Genomic DNA, 13,094 nt, shown 5'->3' on the forward strand with positions numbered 1-13,094 from the left:
AAGTCGAAGAAATACGCTTTCGGAAGTACTCTTTATGCCCGTCTCCAGCCGTCACCTGGCCGGCAAGACCGCCGTCACCACCGGAACGGCCAGCGGCCAGGGCACGGCGGCCGCGCTCGCCTTCGGCAGCATCCCGCTGGGCCGGGTCGGCGCACCCGAAGATGTGGCGAAGTGCGCGCTGTTCCTGGCCTCCGACGAGGCTTCCTACGTGACGGGGGCGAACTTGATGGTCGACGGCGGCTGGTCGGCGGTGCTGCCGGGCTGATTCCCGCGGCCCCCCCAACTAGGTCGCAATTAATGTCGTTATGGGTGCTCATAACGACATTAACTGCGACTCAGTTGGGGGCGAAGCGCCGGTTTCTGTCAGCGCAGGGCATCGGAGATCGACTTGGCACCGCCATGGGCTGACTGGCCGCCGTCCACCGGGATCTCGGCGCCCGTCACAAAGGAAGATAGCGGGCTGAGCAGGAAAAGCACGACGGCGGCCACCTCCTGCACGCTTCCGGTTCGTCCCAGCGGGGTTTCGGCCAGGGTCGCCTGCCGGAACCCCGGCTTGGCGCCCGCCGTCATGGGCGTTTCGATGAAGCCCGGATGGACGGTGTTCACCCTTATCCCGCGTGGCCCGAGTTCCATGGCTGCGACCTGCGACAGTCCGCCCAGCGCCCAGCGCACCGGCCGAGGCCGAAGACTCCGCGCCCAGCCCGGCCGGCATTTCCGCCGCCAGGTCGGTTGCGATCACCCGCGCCCCGGCCTCCGCCAGCAGGCGCGCCTCCGCCACACCCTGGCCTTGCCCTGCTCCGTTGACCACCACCGTCCGGCCCTCGAGCTGGAGCGAAATCACCCTATATTCCGGAATTGACCGCGGCGGCTACCCGGTTCCGCGGACGGTGCCGGGCAGGCACACGGGTCAGAGCCTCGCGCCGGTCACCTACCGTGTTCTCGATGCTGCCGATTCCTTCAACCGTCATCCGGACCACGTCGCCTGTTTTCAACGGCGGGGGAGTCTTGGAACCATTCCGTCCCCAGAGTTCTGCGAGGCAGCCGCTGCCGCAGGTGCCGGAGCCCAGCACGTCGCCGGGCCGCACCACCGAATCCTGGGAGGCGTAGGCGACCAGCTCGGCGAACGGCCAGCCCATGTTGGAGAGCAGGTCCTGTCCAATCTGTTCTCCATTGACCTGGACGGACATGGAGATCGGCAGGAACCCTCCGGTGTCGTGCAGGTCCTCGAACTCGTCCGCCGTGACAATCCAGGGGCCCAGGGTGTTGGCGAAATCCTTGCCCTTGCACGAGCCCAGGCTGACCTTCATTTCCCGGCGCTGCAGGTCCCGCGCAGACCAGTCGTTGAGCACGGTGTAGCCGAAGATGTGCCGGTGCGCCTCCTCCGCGGTCAGGTTCCTGCCGTCACTCCCGGGGACGCGTCCGACGACGGCGGCTACTTCCGTTTCAAAGTCCAGGTCCGTACAGCCCGCTGGAATACCAATTACCTCGCCGGTGCCGGTCACGGTGTGCGGGTTGGTGAAGTAGAAGGTGGGCGCCTCGTACCACTCGGGCACCACACCGGCCACGCCGTCGATGCTCTTCCGCACGCCTTCAACGTGTTCCTCGAACGCCACGAAGTCCCGGATGGTTGCGGGCTCCAGGGGGGCGAGCAGCTGCACCTCCGCCAGTGGAACGGCAGGGGCGGAACCTACGGTTTCCCGGGCAACGCGCAGGGTTTCATCCAGTCCGGCGTCCAGCAGGGTCTGGACCCCCTGGCTGGCGGGCAGCGCGTAGCAGTTTGCGCCGTCGACGAAGCCGGACTGCGTCCCGCCGTCGTGGTTCCAGCGTGCGATCTTGACCATGGAAGTGTTCCTTAAACAGAGGGGCGGGAGGTCAGGGCGGCCGCCGCGGTGATGCCCAGCGTGCGTGCGTTGCCGCCCAAGATCTGAGCTTCGTCCTCGGCAGGGAGTCCGGCAGCCTGGATCTCGTCCACAGGGAGGTCCGATCCCATGTCGAACGGGTAATCCGAGCCGAGCAGCACCTGCTCCGGCCCCGCGGCGGCCACGAGAGCCCGCAGTTCAGCGGGGCTGTGGACGAGCGAGTCGAAATACAGCTTCTTCAGGTAGGACGACGGCGGCTGGGCGCAGCCGTGTGCCTCGGGCCGGACCTTCCACGCGCGGTCCGAGCGGCCAAGCGTGGTGGGAAGGTACCCGCCTCCGTGCGCCGCCACAACCTTGAGCTCCGGGTGCCGGTCCAGGACGCCGCTGAAGATCAGGTGGGACAGGGCCACCGCATTCTCGGCAGGCTGGGAAACGGTGTTGGCGAGGTAAAAGCGGTCCAGCCGCTCATCCAGCGAGCAGCCGAACGGGTGCAGGAACACCAGAGCGCCCAGCTCCTCGGCCCGGCTCCAGAACGGCTCCAGCCGGGGGTCGGACAGTTCCACGGTGCTGCGTTCCGGGTCCTCGGGGGTGGCGGCGAACGAACCGATCTCCACCCCCAGCAGACCGCATTCCAGCACGGCGTGCTCCAGGGCTTCGACCATCAGCGCGGGGTGCTGGAGCGGGACGAGGCCCAGGCCGTTGAGCCGGTCCGGTGCGCGGTCCACGAACTCCCGCACCGCCTGGTTGGCAGCCTTGGCCAGTTCCAGGGCCAGTTCTTCCCCGGCGAAGTAGTAGAAGTGCGACGGCGACGGCGAGACCAGCTGCACATCCACACCCTGGGCGTCCATGTCCGCGAGCCGCCGGTCCAGGTCCGTCAGCTGCGGCCAGCGCTCCTTGATCATCCTGCCCGACGCGGCCATGGACTCCGGCCCGTTGCGCCGGACTTCCAGCGCCTGCTGGGCACCGAAGCCTTCGGGATCCGCCTCGGCCACCAACTGCTGTAGGGCCGGAAGCAGGATGTGGGCGTGGACATCCACGGTGGGCGCTTGAACAGAATCGGTGCTCATGCGGGTTCCTTCAGCATGGTGGACAGCGAGTTCATCAGGCCGGGCACGTTGGCGTCGCGGACGCCGTCGAGCATCCACTGGCCCAGCTGGACGGAAGCGGTGACTACTGCCTTGGCCCGGTCCAGCCGGCGGTCGGTGAATTCCTTCCACAGGGTCTCGGTGAGGTGGTCAGCCTGGATCAGCAGCTCGGCCAGCACCGCGGCGTCTTCCAGGGCCATGGCTGCACCCTGCGCAACCGTCGGCGGGCAGCTGTGCGCTGCGTCCCCGATGATCACGGTGCGGCTGCGGTTCCACGGCCCATCCACTAGGTGCGTGGTGAACCAGGTGTAGTTGATGCGCGCGCTGTGGTCCAGGTTGGCGCGGATCTCGTTCCACGGCCCGCCGTAGGCCGCCGCAAGTTCGGCCATGATGCGGGGACCGTCCTCGTGCTTGCGCTCCTGGGCCTTCTCCACCAGGTAGGCGTAGATGGTGTCCGGGCCGGTGGGGCAGTAGCCGGCGATGAAGCAGGGTCCGCCGTAGGTCAGGTCGGTGCGGACCACCTCTTCGGGCCGTTCCACGAAGGCGCGCCAGATGCCCATGCCGGTGGGCTGGGGTTCCACGTCGATGCCGATGGCCTTGCGGACCGCGGAGTGCAGTCCGTCGGCGCCAATCAGGAGGTCGTACGTGGCGCTGCCGCCGTCGGCGGTGCTCACGGTGACTGACCTGCCGTCGTCCGTTATTCCGGTGACGGCCCTGCCGTAGCTGATCCGGGCACCGGCCTGCTCGGCACGTTCGTGAAGGATGGCGGTGAGGTCCGGGCGGTACATGCCCATGGTGGCGGGAACGTCCTCGCCGCCGGTACGGATGTCCTCGAGGACCGCGATGACGGTGCCGGCGGGGTCCGGGGCGCGCAGGCCCAGGGTGCTGAACCCGTAGCCCTTCGCCTCCACCTGATCCCAGACGCCGAGCTGGCGGAGCACCCGCAGGGCGTTGCCCTGCAGGGTGATGCCGGACCCGAGGGTCTGCGGGGCGTCCGCCTTTTCGAGGATTTCGACCTGGATTCCGGCGTCGGCCAGGAGGATGGCTGCGGCCAGCCCGGCGGCTCCCGCCCCAACGATTCCGACGTTCTGTACTGCTGCCATCGCTGACTCCTTTGTATTGACGGCGATACTGCTGGTGGTTGTTGCTGTTTTAACTGAAGCTACCGGACGGCGATCGGGTTGACCGGCGATCCGACTGCCCCCGTAATCGGGAGCGGGGCCGCGGTGAGCAGGAAGTCGTACCTGCCGTCCGCCGCGCACGCCTCGGCCAGCCCGTCCGGGTCCCACATCTCGCCCAGGAACAGGCCAAGGTTGGGAATCGCGATCTGGTGCAGGGGCTGGAAGGCGGCGTCGAACTCGTTCGGACGGACCTCGAAACCCCAGGTGTCGGTGGCGATTCCGGCGATTTCGCTGCGGTGCAGCCAGGGTGCCGTGGTGAAGGACAGCCCCGGAGCCGACCCGCCGGCGTAGTCGCCCCAGCCGTCGCGGCGGACCCGCGTGTACTGGCCGGTGCGGATTATCACGATGTCGCCCCGGCCCACGGTTGAGCTGGGACCCTGGAGGTCGATGGTCCGCTGCAGGTGTTCCGGGGTGATCGCGAATCCGTCCGGCAGCTCGCCGTCGTTCCTTCCCAGCCCGGGGCCGAGCGCCCGGCCGACGTCCAGCAGCACGCCCCGGGTGACGATCTTGGCCGCGGCGGTCTCGATGCCGGTTACCAGGTCGCCCTCGGAGGTGACCACGTCGCCGGCGGCGCGGCCGTTCCAGGCCTTGCCCTGGTCGAAGATGTGGCCCAGGCCGTCCCACTGGGTGGAGCACTGCAGCGGCATGGCGATCACGTCGTCCGCTCCGCCGAAGCCGTGCGGGAAGCCCTGGTTGCCGCGTTCGGCGTCCACGCCAGTGTCCGTCATGGTGTGCACCGGGTTGGTGCGCCGGCGCCAGCCCTTCTGGGGGCCGTTGGTGTCGAACGGCTGGGACAGCGAGAACGCCTCACCGGTCTTGACCAGTGCCGCGGCTTGGACGCGCTTGGCGGCGTCGATGAAGTTCAGCGTACCCAGGACGTCGTCCTGGCCCCAGCGGCCCCAGTTGTTGTGGGCCTGCGCCATGGCCCGGATGCTGCCGAGCGGATCCTCACGCCGGATAACCGGGGAATCAGTTGATTCCCCGGTGCCGGTGGTCAATGCAGTGTCCTGGGTGGTCACTGGACACCTTCTGTTGTGGTTTCGTCCTTGCAGTGGATCAGCTGGGTGCCCAGTCCGGTGATGGTGCCTTCCATAACGTCGCCGTCCTGGAGCAGCCGGCCCCAGTGCTGTCCGTTGCCGGCCGGGCTGCCGGTCAGCACCAGGTCGCCCGGGCGCAGCGGCATGATCTGGGAGGCTTCGCTGACGAGCTTGGCCACGCCGAAGATCATGTCCCGGGTGGATTCGTCCTGCATGGCCTTGCCGTTGAGCTTCAACGTGACCTGGACGTCCTGCGGGTCGCCGAAGAACTTGGCCGGCACCAGCAGCGGACCGGTGGGCAGGAAGCCCGGGGCATTCTTGGCGCGGTACCAGTCCGAGCCGATGGCCGGCATGTCCTTTCGGAAGACGTACTCGCGCGTGGTGATGTCGTTGACCATGGTGTAGCCGAACACGTACTCCAGGGCCTCCTCAGGGGTGACCCGGAACGCCGTCCTGCCGATGACCGCCGCCAGTTCCAGCTCCCAGTCGTGGGACTTGGAGTAGGCGGGCAGGGTGAGCTCGTCCGTGGCGGACGCGATCGCCGTCGGGAGCCCGATGAAGAAGTACGGCGTGCCCTGGCCTGCGCGTTTGTCCATCATGGCCGCGGTCTTGGCGCGCACTTCCTCTTCGTCCTGGCCCGGTTCGCGGTGGGCTGCGGCGAGGTCAATCACGTGCTTGCGGTAGTTCGCGCCGGTCTGCAGGACCTGGGCCGGCTCCACCGGGGCGAGGACCTCGACGTCGGCCAACGCCAGGCCGGTATCCTCGCCGGCCGAAGCGGCAAGGGCGTCGAGCTGCGTTTCGGTGGTGCCCCAGTGCTCGATCAGGGAATTGATGTCCCCGTCCAACGGCAGGACCCGGCTGCCGACCAGCAGGCCGGCGCGGGCCTTGCTGTCACCGGCTTCCTGGAACCGGATGAGTGAGTACGTAACTTCAGCCATGGTGTCTTAGCCCCGACCCTGCTTGGCGTAAGGGTTCAGGAGGGCTTCCTTCATCGCGGGGGAAGCGCCTTCTTCGGTGGCGGTGAAGCCCTCGGCCGGCGGGAAGGATTCCGTCATGGAGTGCGGCATGGCGCCGTTCTTGTAGAAGTTGTTGGAACCGAGCGAGGGCTTCCAGGTGTTGGCTTCCCAGTCCGGGACGTAGTTGCGGTAGCCGCCTGAGTTCAGCTCCACCCGCAGGCCTGACGGGTCGCGGAAGTACAGGAAGTTCTGCTCGCCCACACCGTGGATGGAGGGGCCGTATTCCATGGGGGTGCCGTTTTCCATCATGACGTCTGCGGTGCGGAGCAGGTCTTCGGTGGCGTCCACCCAGAAGGCGATGTGGTTGACGCGGCCGGCACGGCTGGAGGTGTCCAGGACGACGCCGAGGTCGTGGGACTTTTCGTTGGTGGTGAGGACGGAGAAGACCGTGATGGGTGCTTCGTCCAGGTCAACGAATGCCATCACACGGAAGCCGAGGGCTTCGTTGTACCACTTGGCGAAACCGCGGACATCGGAGGATGCCACCGTGACGTGGTCCAGGAAGCGGGGCGCGGCGGCGTGGCTGCTGCGGCGCTCTGGACGGTCCGGGTAGGTGGATTCAAAGCCGGGTTCGGCGACGAACTTCTCCACCTCGTAGAAGAGGCGCATGTGGTGGCCGTAGGGGCCGGTGAATTCGTAGGCCTTGCCGAAGCCGTGGCCGCCGGGAGTCCAGGTGCCCTGAACGCCGGTGGCCTCGATGCGCTGGGCTGCGGCTTCGAGCGCTGCCTGGGAGTTGGTGCGCCAGGCCATCCGGCCCAGCGATGCTTCCGGTCCTTCGGTGATGACCAGGCTGTAGCGGTAGTAGTCGCCCCAGCAGCGCAGGTAGACGTTGCCGTCCACGCGGTCGATGATGCGCATGCCGAACTTTTCCTCGTAGAACCGGGCCGAGGCTTCGACGTCCGGGGTGGTGATCTCGAGGTGGGCAAGATGGGAGAGGGGAGTTTCCACGTTGAAGTCCTTCTGGTTACTGGCTGCGGTCGGTTTGGTGCAGGTCCTGTAACTACTGTGAGGCACTTCATATATTTGGGGAAGACGAGCTTTTTGATATCAACTATCTGTCCCGCTGATAGTCAAAATGCGGACGAACCGCCGGAACTGGCATCAGTTCCGGCGCTTCGTCATATGCTTCGTGGGAGCCCTACTCCTTGCCCAGCCCCGCGGCCGAGGTCTTCTCGCCGGCCACGCTGTTGAGCGCGGTCAGGTCGAAAATGCCGTTGATGTCGGCCTGCTTGGTGGTGCCTGCAGTCACGCCGTCGGCCAGGAGCTTTTGGTAGGTTCCGGCGAGCGGGTCCACGGTGAACACGATGTTCTTCAGGGACCGGTCGATCACGTCGGCCTTCAGCTCGGCGCCGGCAGCTTCCTTGAGCGCCGCGTTGATGACGCTGGCCTTCTCGCCGTCGGCGGCCTTGTTCAGCCACTCAACGGACTTCACATGACCCTTCAGCAGCGCCTTGACGGTGTCCGGATGGTCGGCAGCGAACTTCTGGTTCACGATCAGGATGGTGGTGGGGAACTCGCCCGGCTTGCCGGACAGCGAGCCGTCCCAGAGGTCCTTTTCATCCACCAGCACCTTCGCGCCGGCGGTCAGCACCAGGCGGGAGGCCCAGGGCTCAGGCAACCACGCGCCGTCGAGCTTTCCATCCTGGAACAGCTTCAGGGTCTGGGCGTTTTCGGTGGGGTTGATGGCCACGTCGCCGCTGCCGTCCACGTTGGTCTTGTAACCCTGCGCGGTGAGCCAGGCGCGGAGGGCTACGTCCTGCGTGCCGCCGAGCTGCGGGGAGGCAAGGGTCTTGCCCTTAAGGTCGGCCGCGGAGGTGATCTCCGGCTTGACCACCAGCTGGGCGCCGCCTGCCGCAGCACCGGCGATGATGTTGACCGACTCTCCGCCGCTCTTGGCGAACGAGTTGATGGCGGGGTTCGGGCCAATGTAGGTGGCATCGATGGCGCCGGCGTTCAGTGCTTCGATGGCGGCAGGCCCGGCGTTGAACACCTGGGTGGTCAGCGTGGTGTCCCCGAGCTCGTCGGCGATGTAGCCCTGGCTGACGCCGACCAGGGCAGGGGCGTGGGTGACGTTGCCGAAGTAGCCGAGCTTCAGCTCAGCAGCTGGGTTACCGGCGGAAGCTGTCTCCTGGACAGCAGCGGGAGTGCCGCTGTTGACGGCGGAGGCGACGGCGGCGCCACCGCCCACCAGCGCCAAAATTCCGGCGGCGATGCCGATCTTCAGGCCGAGGGGACGCTTGGGTGTGTTGGACTGGCCGGCCACGATGCGGGTGGAGCCTTCCTGGTTCGTGGGGCTCTGGTTCGAGGGGTCTGACATTGGGGATTCCTTTGCTGGGGCGGGTGCTGAGATGAGATTACGGAGCACCCGGCAGCGCCACAATCATTCCTGTAGCGGGCGTTCACGGGGCGTCGCGAAGGCTCAACAGGACGTAGCGCAGCGTTATGGAACGTCTTGGGAAGACACAGAACCAGGGCGTACGACGGCGGATCCTGGCTTGGCGGGGCTGCGGAAGTTCCCGCGAACAAGGGTTCTTAAGCGCCAGTGGAGCGGCACCGCCCCTGCATCGGGCTGGTACCGCTCCACTGGTGTTGCTGTTGGATGTCGCCGGACCGGGTTCAGCTGCCCGCCGCGGCCGGCCTGGACTCGCGTACCGCAGACGGCGTGAACTTTGCTCCCGTATCCGGGAAGGCGGGCACCTCGATCCGTGCGTGCGTGTGGACCTCCTGGACCGTCCTGCGCGTATGTTCGGCGATCTCTTCCATGGTGGCCACCCACATGCCGTCCATCCCCTTGACCCGCTCGATCAGCCGTTCCAGCGCCACGGCTTTCGAGGGGCGTCCGGAGATGAAGGGGTGGTTGGTGAGGACGAAGCAGCTGCCCTGGGCGTGGTGTGCCTCTGCCTCAAGCGTCCACATCTCCAGGACCTTGGCCGGGCTCTCGATGACGCCGCTGCCCGTCACGCCGGGATAGAACGCGTACTGCTCCCAGTCGTCCAGTGCCCAGTCGACCGGGATTTCCACGATGTCCCGGCTGTCACCAGGGGCGACGCTGAAGCGGTAGGGGGCATCGCCGTCGAGCAGGCTTGAATCGTAGAGGAAGCCGCGGTCCGCCAGGAGGCCGGGGGAGTGCCAGTTCAGCTCCCACCAGGGTGCCCGGTAGCCAACGGGCTCCACGCCGGCGGCTTTGGCGAGTGCCTCCAGGCCGCGGTCAATGTAGCGGGCCTCCGTCTCAGCATCGATGCCCTGCATTGGTTCGTGCAGGTAGCCGTGGTGGGCCACCTCGTGCCCCGCGTCGACGATCCGGCGGACGGTGTCCGGGTAGCACTCCGCCGTGAATCCGGGGACAAAGAACGTGGCCCGGATATCCTGCCGCTGGAGGATCTGCAGCAGCCGGGGGACTGCCACCTTGGGCCCGTAGGACTGGTGCGTCATGAGCGACATCCGGCGGGTGCTCTTGGGATCGTGGGCGATGGTGCACGATTCAGCATCGACGTCAAAGGTGAAGGATGCGGCCGCGCGCTTGCCTTCGGGCCAGGTGATCGGGTGGGCGGAGTCGGGGAATGCTTCAAGAGTCATGGTTGTCCTAGCGTTGCGGCTCGGGGAGCGGGATTCAGGAGGTGGCATCAGAGGGCGGCGGACGTGCCGGGCTGCGCCGCGGCGCCCGTCAGCTCAGTGGGCAGCTGGCCGTGGGCTGCAGGGGCCTGCGTGGACTCGATGAATTTGCGGTGCATCTTCGGGCCCAGGATGGCGTAGCTGGTGGCGCTGGCAAGGCCGCCGGCGAGCCAGGACAGGTCCCAGCCGCCCAGGGCCACGGCGACGGGGCCCTGCATGGCCGGGACGAGCCCGTACATAAACAGCCAGGTAGCGAAGATGCCCACCAGGAGCGAGGTGACGCCCGCCCAGTTGACGCCGGGGAGCCGCCTGGTGCCGACGGCGTCGAACAGCCTTTCCGGATTGCCCGGCCAGCGCTTGTCGATCCAAAAGTAGTGCACCAGCATCACGCCGCCCCAGGCAGCCACCCAGGCGACGAGCCCGATGAGCCAGGCGTCGAGGACTGCTGCGAAGTCCTCCTGGAAGATGAAGAAGACGACGGCGGCGAGCGAGAAGACGCCGACGAACAGGTTGAGCTTGCGGCGGCTGATGGTGATGTCCAGTGCCTGCGTGGCCACCGAGAAGGTGTAGATGTTCAGGATGTTCGTGGCGATGGGGCCGTGCAGCACCATCAGCAGTACGGGCAGGGCGAGTACACCGAAGTTCTGGACGATGAGCTTGCCGGGATCGATTTCGCCGCTGTTGGTGGCCAGGCTTGCGCCGAGGACGCCGAGCCAGACGACGGGGATGAACTGGCCGAGGACGGACGCCAGATAGACCTTTTTCTTGGGAACTTGGGTGCTGACAAACCGGGAGTAGTCGGCGGCGTAGGTGAACCAAGTGATGCCCCAGCCGATGCCGATGGCGGTCATCACCGCGCTCATGGCCGCGATCCGCTCGGAACCTTCCAGGATGTTGCCGGCGGGGCCGGCGTAGGACCAGTTGATGTCCATGCCGAACCAAGCCACTGCTGACATCACGGCGAGGATGACGATAGTTGGCGGGACGGTCCACTTCTCGAAGGCAGCGATTGCCTTGTAGCCGAACCAGGCGATGGCTACCTGGGCGGCCATGATTCCCGTGGCCACGGCAATCTTCCAGCCATAGTTGGTGGCCGTTGGGTCAACCCAGCCGAGTGTGCCGAAGAGCGCCATGACCAGGTCCAGGATGATCCAGGTGTTGACGGCGCACCATCCGATCACCAGGAGTGCCTGGATGGCTGCGGGGAGGTAGTTGCCCCGCCGGCCGAAGGCGGCCCGGGCCAGCACCATGCCGGTTGCGCCGGTCTTTTGGCCCAGCAGGACGAAACAGCCGAAAAGCAGCATGCCAATCAGGTTGCCCAGCACCAGCACTGTCACGGTGTCTGCGAAGCCCAACCCCAGGTGGATTCCGAGGGCGCCCAGCACCCAGTTGATGGGTGCCAGGTTGGCCCCGGCCCAGATCCAGAACTGGCCAGAAACTTTGTGCGTGCGCTGGGACTCGGGAATGGGCTGAAGCCAGGCTTCGACGTCTTCCGCGTGGGCGGACTGATCGACTCCCGGGCTTGTAGATTGTTGTTGCATCGAGGCCTCTTCGTTGAGGGGATGGGGATTCTTCAAGATTATGTGTCGGGGACCACATGCACCATCTACAATGTGTCTTGAGCTTTCCCCTTCTATGTGACGGAGCGTCATGCCAGTTCGTTTGGAAGATGTCCTTCGGCATTCCACAGTTATTGCCGCCGACCCCGTTGTCCGTGCAGCCGCTGGTGTTGTTCCGCAGACGCAGCTCCGCTGGATCCACTCCAGCGAGGTCCTGGACATTGCCTCACTGCTGGGCGGCGGGGAGCTGCTGCTGACTGGCGGGCAGGCCTTGGCGTCTGCTTCCGATGAACGCCGGACCAGCTACATCCGTGACCTGGCCGAGCGCGGAGTGGCGGCGCTCGCCGTGGAGACCGGGAGCGTGCTGCCCTCTATTCCTTCCTCGATGATTGCGGCTGCTGAGGAAGCGGGCCTTCCGCTGATCGAGCTCCGCCGTGTGGTGCCTTTTGTGCGGGTCATGGAGGCGGTCAACTCACAGCTCGTCAGCCAGTCCGCGGCCCAGTTGCAGCAGGCCGACCAGGCCAGCCATGCGATGGCGGTGGAGCTCGCACACGGCAGCGGCCTCGACCGGATTCTTGCCGTTCTTGCTGCGGCCACCGGCTCGGAGGTGGTGCTCACGTCGACGGCGGGGATCACCCTGGCCAGTGCGGAACCGAACGGGCACCTTGATGATTCGGAGCCGGTTCCCTCCGGTGAAGACGCGGCGGACGTTGGAAAGACCGTTTACGTGGAGGTGCCGGTGCGGGGGATTCCGTCTGCCCGGCTTACGCTCCATGTCCGCGGGGAGGCTGACGTGAACCTCGCGAGGATTGCTGCCAACCGCTCCGTGGACATTCTTGCCCTTGCCTTGCTGCAGCGCATGCCTCCCGGCTTGAAGGAGATGGCCGGCGCTGCCCTGATCCGGGCCATTGACTCGGGCAAGCAAAACTGGCGGCTCCAAGAGCTGGCTCCCGCCGCCGGAATTCCGGTTGCTTCGCAGGTGATGGCGGTGGTTGTCCGTTCGCCTGCGTCCAAGCAGCTCCGGAAAGATGTGGAGCGCCTGCTCGATCCCGGCGGGCAGCACGGCGCCAGCTACGCGGACAACGCGGAGCTCCTGGCGCTGGGTGTCCTCCGCTCCGGCAACGTCCAGGATGAAAGGCAGAAAATCGTGGCCGGCCTGCAGGCACTGGAAGTGCCGGAGGGAACGGTAAGCGCCGTCGGGCCTATCGCTTCCGGCATATCATCTGCCCCGTGGTCCCTCTCGGAGGCGAGGCTTACGCTGGAACTTGCTGCCGACGTCGGCCGTTCCAGGTCAGCGGCTACCGCACCCGGGCAGGTGCTTGATGCCCAGGCGTTCGCCGTGGAACGGCTCGCCGTCCAGTCGATGGATGAGCCCCAGCGCCGCGACTTTGTCAGCCAGCAGCTGGGCGCCGTCCTTGAGCACGACGCCCAGCGGCACTCCCAATTGGTGGAGACGCTGCGGGTCTGGCTGGACTCCGGCTGCAACACAGCCCAGGCCGCGCGCGGGTTGCACGTGGAGCGGCAATCCATGCACCAACGCCTGCAGCGGATCTTCTCCCTTTGCGGCGGAGATCCCCGCGGCACCGGTCGGCTGGCAGCCCTGCACCTGGCCACCCGCCTGGCCACGCTTCAGCCCAAATAGGCAACAACGCGCCATCACCTCCTGCACTCAAAACCCAAACGCTCCATCACCTTCTGTGGGATCTCTGCGGATGCGCCATCACCTTTCGCAACAAAAGCCGGAA

At 66.5% G+C, this 13,094-nt stretch carries 12 protein-coding genes; 2 read left to right on the top strand and 10 right to left on the bottom strand.

Going from position 1 to position 13,094, the window contains the following annotated elements; translation table 11 throughout:
- Positions 1-34: 34 nt before the first annotated feature.
- Positions 35-265: an SDR family oxidoreductase gene (locus M1E07_RS21190; protein WP_461188559.1), complete on the top strand. Its 231-nt coding sequence runs from the start codon at positions 35-37 to the stop codon at positions 263-265.
- Between the two features lie 98 nt (positions 266-363).
- Here the strand turns inward: M1E07_RS21190 and M1E07_RS21195 are convergent, their stop codons facing one another.
- The 10 genes from M1E07_RS21195 to M1E07_RS21240 form a co-directional block, all read right to left on the bottom strand.
- Positions 364-633: an SDR family oxidoreductase gene (locus M1E07_RS21195; RefSeq protein WP_461188560.1), complete on the bottom strand. Its 270-nt coding sequence runs from the start codon at positions 631-633 to the stop codon at positions 364-366.
- 209 nt (positions 634-842) lie between these two features.
- The gene (locus M1E07_RS21200; RefSeq protein ID WP_461188561.1) at positions 843-1,841 is read right to left on the bottom strand and encodes a fumarylacetoacetate hydrolase family protein; all 999 of its coding nucleotides are present in this window, start codon (positions 1,839-1,841) and stop codon (positions 843-845) included.
- 11 nt (positions 1,842-1,852) lie between these two features.
- Positions 1,853-2,926 carry an amidohydrolase family protein gene (locus tag M1E07_RS21205; protein WP_461188562.1) on the bottom strand — a complete coding sequence of 358 codons (1,074 nt, stop codon included), beginning with the start codon at positions 2,924-2,926 and terminating at the stop codon, positions 1,853-1,855.
- A complete protein-coding gene (locus M1E07_RS21210; RefSeq protein ID WP_461188563.1) occupies positions 2,923-4,047 on the bottom strand; it encodes an FAD-dependent monooxygenase in 1,125 nt (374 codons plus the stop codon). Before M1E07_RS21210 ends, M1E07_RS21205 begins: the two co-directional genes overlap by 4 nt.
- 59 nt (positions 4,048-4,106) lie before the next feature.
- On the bottom strand, positions 4,107-5,144 hold the full coding sequence (locus tag M1E07_RS21215) for a cyclase family protein (RefSeq protein ID WP_461188564.1): 1,038 nt from the start codon (positions 5,142-5,144) through the stop codon (positions 4,107-4,109).
- Positions 5,141-6,100 (bottom strand): fumarylacetoacetate hydrolase family protein, encoded by a 960-nt coding sequence (locus M1E07_RS21220; protein ID WP_461188565.1) that lies wholly within the window; start codon positions 6,098-6,100, stop codon positions 5,141-5,143. Before M1E07_RS21220 ends, M1E07_RS21215 begins: the two co-directional genes overlap by 4 nt.
- A gap of 6 nt (positions 6,101-6,106) precedes the next feature.
- Positions 6,107-7,126 carry a VOC family protein gene (locus M1E07_RS21225; RefSeq protein ID WP_461188566.1) on the bottom strand — a complete coding sequence of 340 codons (1,020 nt, stop codon included), beginning with the start codon at positions 7,124-7,126 and terminating at the stop codon, positions 6,107-6,109.
- Positions 7,127-7,316: 190 nt separating this feature from the next.
- Positions 7,317-8,495, bottom strand: coding sequence for an ABC transporter substrate-binding protein (locus M1E07_RS21230; protein WP_461188567.1), 1,179 nt, complete (start codon positions 8,493-8,495; stop codon positions 7,317-7,319).
- Between the two features lie 299 nt (positions 8,496-8,794).
- Positions 8,795-9,754, bottom strand: a complete 960-nt coding sequence (locus tag M1E07_RS21235) for a polysaccharide deacetylase family protein (protein ID WP_461188568.1) — start codon at positions 9,752-9,754, stop codon at positions 8,795-8,797.
- A 47-nt stretch (positions 9,755-9,801) separates the two neighbouring features.
- Positions 9,802-11,331 (bottom strand): purine-cytosine permease family protein, encoded by a 1,530-nt coding sequence (locus M1E07_RS21240; RefSeq protein ID WP_461188569.1) that lies wholly within the window; start codon positions 11,329-11,331, stop codon positions 9,802-9,804.
- Positions 11,332-11,440: 109 nt separating this feature from the next.
- Between M1E07_RS21240 and M1E07_RS21245 the strand changes: the two genes are divergently transcribed.
- Positions 11,441-12,991 carry a PucR family transcriptional regulator gene (locus M1E07_RS21245; protein WP_461188570.1) on the top strand — a complete coding sequence of 517 codons (1,551 nt, stop codon included), beginning with the start codon at positions 11,441-11,443 and terminating at the stop codon, positions 12,989-12,991.
- Positions 12,992-13,094: the final 103 nt, after the last annotated feature.

It is taken from the genome of Arthrobacter sp. Z4-13, from assembly GCF_054792705.1.

Bases quoted from the DNA above. Each gene is read 5' to 3' on its own strand.
- M1E07_RS21190 (WP_461188559.1), top strand. From the start codon at position 35: ATGCCCGTCTCCAGCCGTCACCTGGCCGGCAAGACCGCCGTCACCACC.
- M1E07_RS21195 (WP_461188560.1), bottom strand. From the start codon at position 633: ATGGAACTCGGGCCACGCGGGATAAGGGTGAACACCGTCCATCCGGGC.
- M1E07_RS21200 (WP_461188561.1), bottom strand. From the start codon at position 1,841: ATGGTCAAGATCGCACGCTGGAACCACGACGGCGGGACGCAGTCCGGC.
- M1E07_RS21205 (WP_461188562.1), bottom strand. From the start codon at position 2,926: ATGAGCACCGATTCTGTTCAAGCGCCCACCGTGGATGTCCACGCCCAC.
- M1E07_RS21210 (WP_461188563.1), bottom strand. From the start codon at position 4,047: ATGGCAGCAGTACAGAACGTCGGAATCGTTGGGGCGGGAGCCGCCGGG.
- M1E07_RS21220 (WP_461188565.1), bottom strand. From the start codon at position 6,100: ATGGCTGAAGTTACGTACTCACTCATCCGGTTCCAGGAAGCCGGTGAC.
- M1E07_RS21230 (WP_461188567.1), bottom strand. From the start codon at position 8,495: ATGTCAGACCCCTCGAACCAGAGCCCCACGAACCAGGAAGGCTCCACC.
- M1E07_RS21235 (WP_461188568.1), bottom strand. From the start codon at position 9,754: ATGACTCTTGAAGCATTCCCCGACTCCGCCCACCCGATCACCTGGCCC.
- M1E07_RS21240 (WP_461188569.1), bottom strand. From the start codon at position 11,331: ATGCAACAACAATCTACAAGCCCGGGAGTCGATCAGTCCGCCCACGCG.
- M1E07_RS21245 (WP_461188570.1), top strand. From the start codon at position 11,441: ATGCCAGTTCGTTTGGAAGATGTCCTTCGGCATTCCACAGTTATTGCC.